Annotated in this window: 10 protein-coding genes and 1 pseudogene; 1 reads left to right on the top strand and 10 read right to left on the bottom strand. The window is 74.5% G+C overall.

The features are described from left to right. From ACLIYP_RS07895 to ACLIYP_RS07880, 4 genes and pseudogenes are all read right to left on the bottom strand, one after another. Positions 1 to 611: pseudogene (locus ACLIYP_RS07895) on the bottom strand (ATP-binding protein); the annotation flags it as partial. A 137-nt stretch (positions 612 to 748) separates the two neighbouring features. Next, a complete protein-coding gene (locus ACLIYP_RS07890) occupies positions 749 to 1450 on the bottom strand; it encodes a DUF4255 domain-containing protein (RefSeq protein ID WP_412712424.1) in 702 nt (233 codons plus the stop codon). Further along, the gene (locus ACLIYP_RS07885; RefSeq protein ID WP_412712423.1) at positions 1447 to 4665 is read right to left on the bottom strand and encodes a hypothetical protein; all 3219 of its coding nucleotides are present in this window, start codon (positions 4663 to 4665) and stop codon (positions 1447 to 1449) included. Before ACLIYP_RS07885 ends, ACLIYP_RS07890 begins: the two co-directional genes overlap by 4 nt. A gap of 145 nt (positions 4666 to 4810) precedes the next feature. Then, complete coding sequence (locus tag ACLIYP_RS07880; RefSeq protein WP_412712422.1) at positions 4811 to 5515, bottom strand: helix-turn-helix transcriptional regulator; 705 nt, start codon at positions 5513 to 5515, stop codon at positions 4811 to 4813. A 240-nt stretch (positions 5516 to 5755) separates the two neighbouring features. On the opposite strand from ACLIYP_RS07880, the gene ACLIYP_RS07875 reads away from it, so the two are divergent. After that, positions 5756 to 7117 carry a COG1470 family protein gene (locus ACLIYP_RS07875; RefSeq protein WP_412712421.1) on the top strand — a complete coding sequence of 454 codons (1362 nt, stop codon included), beginning with the start codon at positions 5756 to 5758 and terminating at the stop codon, positions 7115 to 7117. 201 nt (positions 7118 to 7318) lie between these two features. On the opposite strand, the gene ACLIYP_RS07870 is transcribed toward ACLIYP_RS07875, so the two are convergent. The 6 genes from ACLIYP_RS07870 to ACLIYP_RS07845 form a co-directional block, all read right to left on the bottom strand. Continuing rightward, positions 7319 to 7966: a dihydrofolate reductase family protein gene (locus ACLIYP_RS07870; RefSeq protein ID WP_412712420.1), complete on the bottom strand. Its 648-nt coding sequence runs from the start codon at positions 7964 to 7966 to the stop codon at positions 7319 to 7321. Between the two features lie 250 nt (positions 7967 to 8216). Then, positions 8217 to 8726 carry a hypothetical protein gene (locus ACLIYP_RS07865; RefSeq protein ID WP_412712419.1) on the bottom strand — a complete coding sequence of 170 codons (510 nt, stop codon included), beginning with the start codon at positions 8724 to 8726 and terminating at the stop codon, positions 8217 to 8219. 90 nt (positions 8727 to 8816) lie between these two features. Further along, positions 8817 to 9434, bottom strand: a complete 618-nt coding sequence (locus tag ACLIYP_RS07860; protein ID WP_412712418.1) for a dirigent protein — start codon at positions 9432 to 9434, stop codon at positions 8817 to 8819. 672 nt (positions 9435 to 10106) lie between these two features. After that, a complete protein-coding gene (locus ACLIYP_RS07855) occupies positions 10107 to 10874 on the bottom strand; it encodes a class I SAM-dependent methyltransferase (RefSeq protein WP_412712417.1) in 768 nt (255 codons plus the stop codon). A gap of 308 nt (positions 10875 to 11182) precedes the next feature. Continuing rightward, on the bottom strand, positions 11183 to 12676 hold the full coding sequence (locus tag ACLIYP_RS07850; RefSeq protein WP_412712416.1) for a SulP family inorganic anion transporter: 1494 nt from the start codon (positions 12674 to 12676) through the stop codon (positions 11183 to 11185). Next, the gene (locus ACLIYP_RS07845) at positions 12673 to 13251 is read right to left on the bottom strand and encodes a carbonic anhydrase (RefSeq protein WP_412712415.1); all 579 of its coding nucleotides are present in this window, start codon (positions 13249 to 13251) and stop codon (positions 12673 to 12675) included. Before ACLIYP_RS07845 ends, ACLIYP_RS07850 begins: the two co-directional genes overlap by 4 nt. Positions 13252 to 13407: the final 156 nt, after the last annotated feature.

Raw genomic sequence — 13407 nt, 5'->3', positions numbered from 1 at the left:
CGGTCGGCGACCGCCGCCAGGGCCGCCTCGGCGGCCGGGTCCTCGTACGCCTCGCCGAGCACCTCCGCGAGCCGGGCGTCGGGCCGGGCGTTCCCCAGCAGGTGCGCGGTGACCCGGTCGGGCACGGCCAGGACGCGGGACAGCGGCGGCCGCTCCGGCTCGGTGACCTCCACCAGGCCGCCCTCGACCAGCGGAGCTCCGGGGGCGAGCCGGAAGCGGGCGGGCGCCGCCGCGGCGAGCCCGCACAGCTCCAGGGCGAGCCCGACGGTGGGGCGGCGGCGCGTCAGGTCGTCGTTGAGGTAGCCGTAGAGCCGCTCGAACCGCGCGTCCAGATCGGGCGCCACCGCGACCAGCAGCAGGTCCAGGTCCAGCGCGGACAGGCCGAAGCGACGGGAGAGGCCGTCCAGGACGGAACCGGTCGGCGGGTGCCAGGGGGCGCGGTCCGGCAGGTCGAGGCCGCCCGGCTCGTGGAGGAGGCGGGCCGCCGCCTCGGGGGTGAGGTACTGGCCCCGGTAGGGGTCGTCGGGGTCGGGATCGGCGGCGCGGCGGGACGCCACCGCGTGCCGCACCCGCTCCTCGACGGCGCGGAGCCGCGTCCACACGTATTCCACGCCGTCGGCGCCGTCGGGGACGGCCTCGGCGGCGGGCGGCCCGGAGGCGGCCCGAGAAGCTGTTCCGGCAACGGGCCCGGCGGTGGTCCCGGTGGTGGTCTCGACGGTGCTCCATGCGGCGGGGCCCGCGGTGTGCGTCACGGCCGGCGCTCCCCTCTGCGCCGCCGGGCGGGGGCGGGCGGCCGCTCGCGCGGTCCGGCGAAGCCCTCCGGTCCCGGATCGCCCACCTCCGTGTAGCGCAGCCGGCGGCCCGCCGCCTCCCCGTCCCCGTGCCGGGCGGCGGAGCGCACGGCGAGCCCTTCGGTGACCGGCGGCGCGACGGCCCGGCTCACCCCGGCCAGCGGCGCCCTCACCCGCACCCCGAGGGACGCCTTCAGCTCCCCGCCGAGCGCCGACCACACATCCGAGGCGGCCGGCGCGTCGAGCCCGGCCCCGGCGGTGTCCAGGCCGACGGTCAGGCCGAGTTCGGCGAGCGTGCCGGTGAGCAGCCGCGCGGGCAGGGTGTCGGCGGCCACCAGGCAGGCGAGCACCTGTGAGAGCAGCCGGTGCTCGTCCTGCGGGCGGCTCGCCCACGCCGTGACCAGATACGTCAGTTCGAACCAGCGCGGCGGAGTGCGCCGCGCCACGAGCCGCCCGTCCGCGTCGTACACCTCACCGGCGCCGCTGCCGCGCCGGGTGGCGTCCTCGCGGATGTCGTACAGGAAGACGCAGACCGTCGGGGCGCTGCGGCGCGCAGCCCAGTCCCGTGTGGGGGCGTCGAAGACGATCTCGACGCCCGACGTCTCCAGCCCGGACTCGCCCAGCAGGCGGCGCAGCCCCTCGTCGACCTCGTGGATCACCGGCGGGCCACCGCGTCGGGCGGCTGCACACTGCCGCTGACCACCAGGAAGTCGGTCCTCACCGCCGAGAACCCGGGGCCTGTGGCGGTGATGGTGCGCGGTCCGCTCCGGTCCTTGGCGAGGACGAGCAGCTGGCCGATGAACGTGCCGTCGGGTTCCGGCACGGTCGGCGCCGCCGCCGCGGTGATGCCCGGCTTCCAGGTGAACCGCACCGGCACCCCCGGCGGGAAGTCCCTGCCCCGCACCGAGGTGACGAAGCCGGGCTCGCCGATCTCCGGCACCGCGACGATGCGCGGCCGGAGGATGCGCAGCCGCTGCCGGGCGGTGTTGTCGCGCCGGTCGGCGTCCGTCCCGGTGGTGGTGAGCTCGCCGGTGACGCGTCCGGTCAGCGCCTTGTCGGGGCTGAGGACGACCCGGACGACGGTGCTCGCGCCCGGGGCCAGGTCCGGCAGAGCACACACCCAGGAGCGGTCGCAGCCCGGTGGCGGCCCGTTGTGCGGGACGCCCTGGGGAAGGCCGATGCGCAGTCGCAGCCCGGTCGCCAGGGCGTTGCGGCCGTTGCGGACGGTGTACGTCACCACGACGCGCCCGCCGACGTAGCCGGGGTTCGGCTGGGCCGTGACGCGCACACCGGGCCCGGCCTCGGGCCCGTCCGGTGCCGGTGCGGGGGGCGCGGCGGGCGGCCGGCTGACGGGTGGTGAGGGAACGGGTGGGGAAGGGGCGGGCGGGGGCTCGGTGGGCGGCGCCTCGCGCACCGGCACCACGGTCCGGCCCGCGTTGTCACCGGGCCGCGGGTCCAGGACGGAGCCGGTGACCGACCAGTCCACCGGCGCCTCGCCGGGGACGGTCCCGGTGAGGGTGACGTCCACCGGGACGGTGGTGCCGGGGGGCACCACGCCGATGTCGCACTGGAGGGACGCGGCGTCGCAGACGCCCCCCGGCCGGCTCAGCCGGGTGATCCGCACGCCGGGCGGCGGCGCGACGGTCAGCCGGGTGCCGGGGGAGGCGGCGGGGCCGTTGCTCACGACGTCGACGCGGACCGTGGCGGAACGGCCCACGGCGACCTCGGGCACGGTGCCGGGCGCGCGGACGGCGAGGTCCACGGACTGCTGGACGGCGGGTTCCTTCTGCCGGCCCGGCAGACCGGCGGTGAGCGGTGTGAGGCGGCCGGACGCGATGTCCACCAGGTGCAGCTTCTCGGGGCTGTTGGCCGGAAGGGCGGCGCGCGAGCTGAGCACCAGCCTCTTGCCGTCGGCCGTCCAGGCGGCGTCGCGCGGCTGGAACGGGCCGGTGGCCGAGGTGTCCGGCAGCTCCCGGCGGCAGGCGCCGGGGAGATCGCGGGCGGCGCCGGGCAGCAGCACCCGGCAGTTCCCGCCCGACGGGGACGTCAGCAGGATGCCGTTGCGCTGGTCGGTCCGGCCGCCGCCGCTCTTGCGGTTGAAGGCGATGGTGCGTCCGTCCGGTGAGAACGCCGGGCTGTCGTCGATGACCTCGCAGTCGCCCGGGCAGACCGCGGCGCTCAGGTCGCGCTGCCGGTCCAGGTCGTCCACGGGCACGGTCCAGACGTGCTTGCTGCCGCCCCTCCCGCCGATCACGTGGTCGCGCGTGAAGGCCAGGGCGGTGCCGTCGGGGGACCAGGTGGGCTGGGCGTCGCCGCCTGCGCCCCGCCCGTCCGGCGGGGTGATCTCGCCGCGGATCGCGCCGGTCGCCGCGTCCGCGATCAGGATGCGGCCGGGGCCGGAGCCTTCCCCGACGCCGCCCGGCGAGGTCCGGGTGAAGGCGAGGCGCCTGCCGTCCGGGGAGAGCGTCGGGTCGGTGTCCCAGTCCCGCGGGCCGCGTCCCGCGAGCGGCAGGGGCGCGGCGCCGGTCCCGTCGGCGTCCGCCGTCCAGATCCGCTGGATGCGGCCGTCGGGGGCGTCCTCGAAGCGGGTCACCACGATCCGGCGGCCGTCGGGCGTGTAGTTCTGCCGCTCGGTCCACGGGTCGTACCCGGGGCCGGGCCGGAACAGCGGGTCCTTGGCGGGATCGGTCTCGGTGTCGGCCCGCGGGTCCTCCCTGAGGACCGTCAGCCCCAGGTCCCGGGGGTCGGCCCCGTCCAGCCGGACGTCCTGCAGCGTCACCGTGTGCGGGCCGGACGCCGAGGTGCGCTCCACCACCGCGCCGCCGCCGTCGAGCGGGCCGAGCCAGGTGGGCGAGCGCACTTCCCGGTCCTCGCTGAGCACCAGCGAGGGGACCCGGTCGGAGCGCGCGGGCACCCGGAACACGTGGTCCCAGTCGCCTTCGCACTCGCAGGTGATCTCGGGGCTCAGGAACAGCACCTCGTCCCCGCCGGGCAGCCACGCCGCCCCGTGGGCACGCCACCCTGCCTGCGCACCCCCGAGCAGCGGCCCGTCGGTGCGCCCGTCCGTCACGCGCAGCCGGGGGCCGTTCTGCCCGGCGGCGGTGGCGGTGTACGCGATCAGGTCCCGGTGGGCGGGGTCGCCGGCCGGGTTCCACACCGGTTCGGTGGCCTCGCCGCCGGCGGGACCGGTGATCCGGGAGGCGGGGCCGCCGGCCAGGGGCCGCACGTAGATCTGCCGTCCGGCCGCCGGGTCGCCGTCGCCCGAGTACGCCAGGCGCCGCCCGTCCGGGGAGACCGTCGGGTGCTCCTCGTCCGAGGCCGTGTCGGTCAGCCGTGTCAGGCCGGTGCCGTCGGTGCGCACCAGCCACAGGTCGCGCTGCTTCCGGCCGCCCGGGCCGCCGGGTTCGGCCGAGTCGAACACCACGGCCCGGCCGTCCGGCGTCAGCCGGGGGTGCGCGGCGTCCCGGCCGCCGGTGAGACGGCGTACCGAGCCGTCGGCGGACCGCAGGTAGATCTGCGGGTCCTTCTCGTCGCGGCGACTGGCGAACACCATCGTGTCGCCGAGGGCGGAGGGCTGGACGTCGAAGTGGGCCGGGCCCGCACCGAACAGCGGTGTGCTGGAGGTGTCGCCGGCGACCCGGCCGAGGCTGCGGTGCCGGGTGCCGGCGTACGCCACCCGGGTGCCCGCGCTGTCGGCCGACAGCGGCCGGGCCCCGGCGCCGTCCTGCCCGGAGTTCTGCCCTGAGCCCTGCCCAGAATCCTGTCCGAAGTCCTGCTCGGAGGCCGCCGTGACCGTGAGCAGCGGGATCATCAGCAGCAACGACGTGCCGAGCCCGGCCAGGCGCCTCCGCCTGCCGGAGGCGGCGGTTCCCATCACAGTCCCCCTCGCGGTCCGATGCGGCATCCGGGTGTGCCCCCGCCACCCTGCGGCGGCCGCGTGCGGCGCGGCAGGGCGGCGGGGCCGTAGCCGGGGGAAGCGCGTGGTGTGCTTTCGGGCAGTGCGGTGGCCCCGGCCGCCGTCAGATCAGCCCGTTGCGCAGCGCGTAGCCGACGGCGTGTGCCCGGTTGCGCAGTTGCAGCCGCGTGGTGATCTCGTGCAGCACGTTCTTGACGGTCCGTTCGGAGTACGCGGTCTTGCGGGCGATCTCCGCGGTGTCCAGGCCCTCCGACACCAGGCGCAGCATGTCCGCCTCACGTGTGGTCAGCGTGGACAGGGACAGCCCCCGCGGGTCGAGCGCCGAGCGCTGGAGGCCGCCCACGTGCGTGAGCAGTTTGCCGAGCAGGTCGCCGGGCAGCACGCCCTCGCCGTTGGCCATCGCCAGGACCAGGTGGAGGAGCCGGTCCTGGTCGGCGTCGGTACGCCGCAGCACCGCCGCCACGCCGCACTCGATGACGCGTTGCAGCGCGCCCGGCCCGAGAGTGCCGACCACGAGGCCGGCGCGGGTGGCGGTGTTGTGCCGCAGCCGGTGCAGCAGGGCGGCCACATCGTCGTCGACGCCGTCCACGACCACCAGCGACGTCTGGGCCCGCTCCGCGTCGGCGTCGTCGAGTAAGTCCACCTCCGGGCGCGGGCGTAACTGCTGGACGACGCCGACGCGCAGGACGGGATCGGCGGCGTAGACGGCCACGGTCACCCGGCCCGGGAGATCGGAAGGGGAGGACCGGTGCACGGACTGGTGCACCGACCGGGGCTGGACGGGCACGTACGGCGCGGCTGCGTTCATGGGCGGGCTGCTTTTCTCTGTGCGGTGCATGGGAAGCTACCTGTTCCGTGAGTCCTGGATCGGTGGGGACGGCGAGGGAACGGCACGACCGCCCACGCGCTGCCGGCGCGGGGCGGCGGGATGCCGCGGGCCCCGCCCTCCTCCGGAGGAATCGGTTGTCGTCCCCCGGGCACGACCGTTGCCCGGGTGTTGCCCTCGCGCTCCTCGTTGAGCCCTCGGACACAGTTCTACCGTGGCGGCGTGACGCCTTCCGAAGCCTCTTCCGGCCCCGGCGCGCCCGGCCTCGACATCCCGGCGGTGACGGTGGCACCGGGCGACACCGCCACGACCAGTGTGACGGTCCGCAACGACAGCGACATCGTCGAGGCGTACAGCCTGGAGGTCGTCGGGGACTGCGCTTCCTGGTCCACCGCCGACCCCCCGCGGGTCTCCCTCTATCCCGGCACCTCGCAGACGGTGACGATCCGTCTGGAGCCGCCGCGCTCCCCGGAGGTGCGGGCCGGTGAGACACCCCTGGGGGTGCGCATCCTGCCGGCCGAGCACCCCGAGGCGGTGCGGGTCCTCGAAACCACCGTGCACGTCGAGGAGTTCCGGGAACTGCACACGGAACTGGCTCCGAGCCGCCGGCGCGGCTGGCTGCGGGGCCGCTACCGGCTGGCGGTGCGCAACCGGGGCAACACCCCCGTGCGGGTGGGGTTCACCCCCGGCCAGCCTGGCGAGGAACTGGGATTCGCCTTCAGCCCGGCGGAGCCGGAACTCCGGCCCGGCGAGTCGGTGGAGGCCGGGCTGCGGGTCCGTACGGGCAAGCCTGTGTGGTTCGGCGCCCCGGTGGTGTGGCCGTTCACCGTGGACACCGCCGAAGCCGGTGACCGGGAGACGGCGCGGGAGGACGCGACCGCCGTCCGGACGCCGCTGGAGGCGGAGTTCGTCCAGATCCCGGTCTTCCCCAGGTGGCTTCTCGTGGTGCTCGCGGCCCTGCTGGCGCTGCTGCTCGCCTGGTTCGCGCTGGTCCGTCCTGTGGTGCGCAGCGCCGCCCAGGAGGCGGCCGAGGAAGCTGCCGGAGAGGTGGTCCAGCCGCGTCCCACGCACGTCGGGGAGCAGGGCGGGCAGGCCCCGGGTACCGGCACCGGCGGCGGCACCGGCGGTGGTTCGGACGCCCGCCCCGGCGGCCGGGACGCGCAGGCCCCGCCCGGGCCGGGCGATGATGGGCCCGCGGCCGGCGACGGCGCCCCGGGCGGCGCCGGACGGCAGAGCTCGGCGACCATCGATCTGCAGACGTCCGCGGGGCAGACCAGGACCGGTACCTACCGGGTGCCGGCGAACAGCGTCTTCGGGGTCACGGACATCGTTGTCGCCAACTTCCAGGGGGACGAGGGGGTGCTGACGATCATGTTCGGCGACCGCAAGATCACCACGATCGCGCTGGAGACCTTCCGCAACCAGGACTACCACTGGGTGACCCCAATCGAGATTCCCGAGAACGAGACCGTGACCGTGGAAGTGACCTGCGAGAAGCCGGGCACACCGGCCACGGGCCGCCGGGCGCGGGGATGCCATGAGGTTCTGAACGTGAGCGGTGTGCTCGGCCGCACCACGCGGTGAACACACTTCACGAGACTATCGACCGGCGGCGGCCCGGCTGAACATCCGGATCTTGCCCTGTCTGGAAAACGATGGGCCAGGACCGAAAACCGGCTCCGTCCGGGCGGACGCGTTCCACCTCGACGCCGGCGCTCCGCCCGGCGGCCGGGCCGGGTCCCGGGGGACCGCGCTCGCGGATGTACGGGACCTCGGCCGGCCGGTTCAGACACCCGCCCGGGTGAACGTCATGTGCGTGACGCCCCCGGGGGAGGAGACGGCCTCGATCTCGTAGTCCCCCTCCAGTCCTTCGAGCCCGTCCCACAGGCGTACGCCGCGGCCGAGCAGGACCGGAACCACCACCGTGTGCATGTGGTCGACGAGGCCGGCGGCAAGGAAGTCGCGGAGCATCGTTGGGCCCCCGCCGATGCGTACGTCCTGGCCTCCCGCGGCCTCACGGGCCGTCTCGAGCGCCTCCGCCGGTGATGCCTCGATGAAGTGGAACGTGGTGCCGCCCTCCATCTCGACCGACGGGCGCGGGTGGTGGGTGAGGACGAAGACCGGTGTGTGGAAGGGCGGGTTGGGACCCCACGGGCCCTTCCACCGCGGGTCCTCCTGCCAGCCGGGCGGCCCGAACTTCCCGGCTCCCATGATCTCGGCGCCGATCCCGTCGGTGAACAGCCGGGCGAAGGCGTCGTCGACGCCGCCGGTTCCGCCCGTCCGGCCGAGCATCGCGCGACCCCACCGCGTGGCGAACATCCAGGTGTGCAGCCTTTCGCCGGCGTGGCCGAACGGTGCTTCGAGGGTCTGTCCTTCGCCGGTGGCGAAGCCGTCGAGCGAGACGGTGAAGTTCTGGACACGGGCCAGTGCCATGACCTGTACTCCCTGCTGGTCGTCCTGGTGAGGGGGCGCCGGGGTGCCTGCCGTTCCGGCGCCGTGCTGTACAGACGCTCGCGGCCGGGCAGACTCATCGCGCCCGTCGTCGCGCGGGCGGACCGGCCCCTCCGCGCCACGGTGTCCCGCCTCCGGTGGGGGCGGGACACCACGGCGGCGGGCCACGGCTTGCGGTCCACACCGCGGCGGAAGGAGGGCGGCAGCGGTGCCGGCGCCCGGGGCCGTGCCGTCAGGCGGGGACGATCCGCCCGTTCTCGATCCGGAAGTTCTCGGCCGGTGAGCAGCCGACCGACGGCGTGACCAGCAGGCTGACGGCGACCGGTGCGGGCTCCGTGCCGGCGGTGGAGAACCGGCACACCGCGTGGCGGCCGGTCAGGGGGAACCAGAACCAGGCGTCCGCCTCGCCGACCGGAGCACGGTCCGATTCCCTCCACGCACCGCCCTCGAAGGTGAAGACCTGGAGGCGCACGGACGCCGCGAGCGGATCGGCCTGCGACCTCACGGCGGTGAGTGTGAACTTCAGGTCCCTGCCCAGGACCGACGCGGCGATCTGTCGCCGTTCTGCCGTCCGAGGCGTGGTCTGCGGTTCCTTCCCCCGGCCGGCCGCCGGGCGGGTCTGCGGTTCGTCCGGCAGCGGGTTCGGCGGGCCGCCGGTGGTTGCGCCGATCGTGACGGTGGCGGCCGTGGCGGTGGCCAGGACGACACCCCAGGCTGCGCGTGTGCGGAAGTTCTTGATCACGAGGTCTCCATGTGTGGTGATCGCCGCGGGGCGCGGAGACCGCTGCTCCCGCCACCGCTTACCGGGCGTCGTCGAAACCGCCGGGCTCGGCTACTTGCCGGTGGGGGACGGAGGCATGGGCGCCGACGCCTCGGGCACGCTGCGGCCGTCCCCGGCCCGGTGAGGCCGCACATCGGAGACCTCGAACGTCAGCCGCCAGGTCGCCGGCGTCAGCACCCGCTGTGTCACCTGGCCGCGCGCCTTGCGGAACTCCCCGGTGCCTCCGGTGATCGCGTTGGTGACCGGGCCCGGTGCCGGAATTCCGGTCTGCTCGCCCTGAACGGTGATCTGTCCCCCCGGCAGCACCGCGGTCGACGAGCACTGTCCCGCGTTGCGTTCCAGGTCGGTGATGACGCAGAAGCCGCCGAAGCGCCCGACCGGGCGTTCTCCCGGTCCCTCGGCCGGCACCAGATCCCCGCTGAAGACGAACTGGTCGCCGACACTGCGGCCTGTCGTGCCCAGATCCAGTTCCTCGCCGACTCGCAGCCGGGCCTCCACGCTGATGGTGCGGCTCTTCGCCGGGGAGGCGTCGGCAGGTCGGGCCGCCGCGGTCGCGGTCGTCTTCTGCGGATCCCCGCCTGCCGACGCGGGCCCGACGAGAGCGAGCCCGGCAGAGCCGCCGAGAACCGCGGCGGCGAGGAACGCGAGGGGCCTGCCACTGAATCCCATGATCGCCTCCGTTTGCGATGGAACGAACAGAATCGGGAGTTTCCGTGATCTTCCGATGTCGATGTCGATGTCGACGCTGATGCCGGTGCCGCCGGACGGTGACGCGTCGGGCCGGTTCCGAAGGAAACGGGCATGGGTCGATACGGGGCCGCGGCGCTACGGGGAGAGTGTGCCGCGCCGGCTCCGCCCGTGTGACGGATTCGGTCCGAATCGGCCTGCTGCGAATTCCCTGTGAGGACTTCTCCGTGACTCCTGAACGGTCCGAGCGGTGATGGGTTCGGGGCGGTTCGGCGACTCGCCGCCGCCACTGTGATACATGCCGGGACCGGATATCCCGGTCCGGTGGCGGAGGAGCCGCCGGACTTCTCGTCGAGTCGGGGGCGCCTCTTCAGCGGTAACGCTAACGGCGGCGACGGCGGATCGCCCGGCAGGGGGGCGATTCCAGGGCCGTTGGGGTGCATTCACCAGGGGCAGCGGACGACAGGGCATCGGCGTGGCCGGGTCCGTTCTCCCGTCCGGGTCGGACTGCGCGGGTGACAGGGCGATGCGTTACGGGCGGGGGAGGCACACGAGAGTCCGAGTCGGCCGCACGAGAACCGACGAGCCTCTGCGCCGCCGAAGTGCCGGGATCCCACCGGCCTCGCGGCGGCGGATGCGTGATGGGCGGGAGCCCTACCGCTCCTCGCGTCGGCGCGCGAGGTGGACGGTGATGTCGGCGACGATCTCGACCGTCTCGGGCAGTGCCCGCGCGATCCGGCCGAACACCTGCTCGCGCTTCGCGTCCGGCAGCACGAGATACGCCGAGATGGTCGAGAGTTGGCCGACGTAGTCGGAGGCACTCACCGTCAGACGCCGTTCGACGACCGACTGCCGGACGTCGGTGAACCACGGGGAGCGCCGGAGTTCCGTGCCCGGCCACTGCATGTCACACCCCGGTGGCGTCCCGTCGGGGGAGGGGACCTCGTCGCTCTCCAGGAACGGCGCCCGTGCCGTGCGAACGGCCTCTTCCACAGCCGGGTCGGCCGGTCGGGCCGGTCCGCCGAACGAGGCGAACACGCCGCCCGGTTCCAGCAGCGCGGCCATGCGTGACCACCGGCCCCGCGGATTCGTCCAGTGCAGCGACGCAGCCGCGTAGACCAGCCCGTACCTCTGGCCCGGTCGCAGGTCCTCGAACGCGGCCCGCACCGTCCTGACGTCCGGCGGTACGTGCTTGCGCAGTTCGGCGAGCATGGCCCCGTCCGGCTCGGTCGCGGTCACCGTGATCCCCTGCCGGGCGAACAGGCGGGTCGCCTTGCCCGTCCCCGCGCCGATCTCGAGGGCGGTCCGCAGGGGCCGGCCCGCGTACGCCGTCACCGTGTCGACGAGCTCCGCGGGATACCCCGGCCGGAACCGCTCGTATGCTTCCGCGACCTCTCCGAAGCTCAGCGCGCGATCGGACATGCCGAGCATCCTCGCAGACCCGCGCTGCCTGCGTCCGGCCTTTCCGTGCCGTTCCGGCTGCCGGGCACGTCGGCGCCGCGGCACGGCCGGTCCACGCCCCGTGGAGCCGTGGTTCCCCTCAGGGCGGGGCCCGCCCCTGTGAGAGGAGGAGCGGGCCCCTTTCGTCCGGCCGACCGGCTGCCGCCGCAGCGCCGCCGCGAAGACACGGCCGACCGTTTCCGGCCTTCGCCGGCGCCGCCCGCGCTCCCGTCTGCCGCCGCCGGCTCGCCGCAACGAGGCGACCTGCCGTCCGGTCCGGCCCCCGGTGGTCAGGCCACCAGGAGGCGCACCGGATCGACGCCGGCCGCGGTGTGCCGCTCGGCCCAGTTCTCCAGAGCCGAGCGGCAGGCATGGTCCAGATGGTGCAGTCCGGACAGGTCCAGCTCGATCGGGCGGTCCTGGGGCAGGGCCTCCAGACTGTCGAGGATCTTCGGCAGCCGCAGGAAGGTCGCGTTGCCCGACAGGTGCGCCTGGATGGGACCGGCGCCCTTGTCGACGACCTCCAGCTTCACGTGCGAGGCGTCCCAGGCTGTCTTGACGACCGACAGCACCAGACCGATCAGCACCCCCTCGAACATGTTCACGGCGACGATCGAGACGGCCGTGACCACGAGGATCAGGGCCTCGCCCCGGTTCCCCCGCCACAGGGCGGCGACCTGCCGGAACGGGATCAGTTTCCAGCCCGCGTGCACCAGGATGCCGGCGAGGGCGGGGATCGGGATCAGCGCCAGTGCCGAGGGCAGCAGTGCCGCGAACACCAGCAGCCATACGCCGTGGAGCACCCGTGAGGCCTTGGTCCTCGCACCCGCCCGGACGTTGGCCGAGCTGCGCACGATCACCGCGGTCATCGGCAGTGCGCCCAGCACACCGCACACGGTGTTGCCCGCGCCCTGGGCGATCAGTTCCTTGTCGTACCGGGTCTGCGGGCCGTCGTGCAGCCGGTCCACGGCCGCCGCGCTGAACAGGCTCTCCGCCGAGGCGATCAGGGCGAAGGCGAGGACGGTGCCGATGAACGCCGGACTGGCCAGCTCGGCGAAGGCGTCCATTCCGGGCGGCTGGATCACGCCGAGCAGGCCCTGGACCTCCACCGTGGCGACCGGCAGGGAGAAGACCGCCGAGGCGGCGGTGGCCAGCAGTACCGCCGCGAGCGCGCCGGGCACGGCCCGCACCCTCCTGGGCATCCGCTGCCACAGCACGACGACGGCGACGGTGCCCGCACCGACCGCGAGCGAGGTGAGCGTCGCGGCGCTGCCGAGGGCGTCGGCCAGTGCCTCCGGTGCGCCCAGGATCTTGCCGATGCCGCTCTCCGGGGCGGTGGTGCCCGCGGCCGCGTACAGCTGGCCGGCGATGATGACCAGGCCGATGCCGGCGAGCATGCCCTCGACCACGGACAGGGAGATCGCCCGGAACCAGCGGCCGAGGTTGAGTACGCCCATGCCCAGCTGGAGCAGTCCGGTCGCCAGCACGATCACGCCGAGCGCGGGCAGCCCGAACTGGCCGACGGCTCCCAGGACCAGCACGGTCAGACCCGCGGCGGGGCCGGACACCTGAAGGCTGCTGCCCGGCATGAGACCGGTGACGATGCCGCCGACGATCCCGGTGACCAGGCCGAGTTCGGCAGGGACGCCCGATGCGACCGCCACGCCGACGCACAGCGGGAGTGCCACCAGGAAGACCACCAGGGAGGCGGCGAAGTCATGCTTGAGGTGGGGGAACCGGGGTGTGGCGCGCGTCCCGTCCGCCGCGCCCGTGTCCGTCCTCACAGTGCCTCGAAGGTGTCGGTCTGCGGGCGGTGGGCCAGGACCGCGCCGGTGTGCACCTCGTAGTACCAGGCGTGCAGGCTCAGCTCGTCGCTGTCGAGCCTCGCGGCCACGCACGGGTAGGACCGCAGGCGCAGCAGCTGGGTCAGGACGTGGTTCTGCACTGCCTCGGAGACGGTCGGGTCCTGGGGCTCTCCCTTGGGACGGGGAGTGGCGTGGTGGAGCCAGTCGCGCACGGCCGGCACGGCGTCCAGGTCGTCGCCGCGGACCAGGGCGCCCACCGCGCCGCAGTGCGAGTGACCGCAGACGACGACGTCCTTCACGCCGAGCACCTCCACGGCGTACTCGATGGTGGCCGCCTCGCCGGTGGGACGCTCGAACGTGTGGGGCGGCACGATGTTGCCCGCGGTGCGCAGCTCGAAGAGCTCCCCGGGGCGGGCGCCCGTGATCAGGGCCGGTACGACCCGGGAGTCGGCGCAGGTGATGAAGAGCACCTGCGGGGTCTGGCCTTCGGCGTGTGCGGCGAATTCCTTCGGACGCCGCCCGAACATGCGGGCATGGTCGATGAAGGTTTGCATGGTGGATCCTCCTGGCGCGTCGTGGGGGCGCGTCGGGCACGCACGGTAGGGGTGCGGGATTGCCTCTCGCCTGTGTCAGCGGCGGAAGGCCTGAAGGGCCGTCGGTGGTATGGAGAGGCGGGAGCGCGAGGCGTCGGGCACGGCCGGCTCGTGGCC

It is taken from the genome of Streptomyces nanhaiensis (genome assembly GCF_046614825.1).
GTDB classification, from domain to species: domain Bacteria; phylum Actinomycetota; class Actinomycetes; order Streptomycetales; family Streptomycetaceae; genus Streptomyces; species Streptomyces radiopugnans.
The sequence above is the reverse complement of the archived record's forward strand: the minus strand, read 5'-3'. Positions and strand labels throughout refer to the sequence as shown.

Coding starts and splice junctions, on each gene's coding strand:
- ACLIYP_RS07860 (WP_412712418.1), bottom strand. CDS start 9,434: ATGGGATTCAGTGGCAGGCCCCTCGCGTTCCTCGCCGCCGCGGTTCTC.
- ACLIYP_RS07855 (WP_412712417.1), bottom strand. CDS start 10,874: ATGTCCGATCGCGCGCTGAGCTTCGGAGAGGTCGCGGAAGCATACGAG.
- ACLIYP_RS07880 (WP_412712422.1), bottom strand. CDS start 5,515: ATGAACGCAGCCGCGCCGTACGTGCCCGTCCAGCCCCGGTCGGTGCAC.
- ACLIYP_RS07845 (WP_412712415.1), bottom strand. CDS start 13,251: ATGCAAACCTTCATCGACCATGCCCGCATGTTCGGGCGGCGTCCGAAG.
- ACLIYP_RS07870 (WP_412712420.1), bottom strand. CDS start 7,966: ATGGCACTGGCCCGTGTCCAGAACTTCACCGTCTCGCTCGACGGCTTC.
- ACLIYP_RS07885 (WP_412712423.1), bottom strand. CDS start 4,665: ATGGGAACCGCCGCCTCCGGCAGGCGGAGGCGCCTGGCCGGGCTCGGC.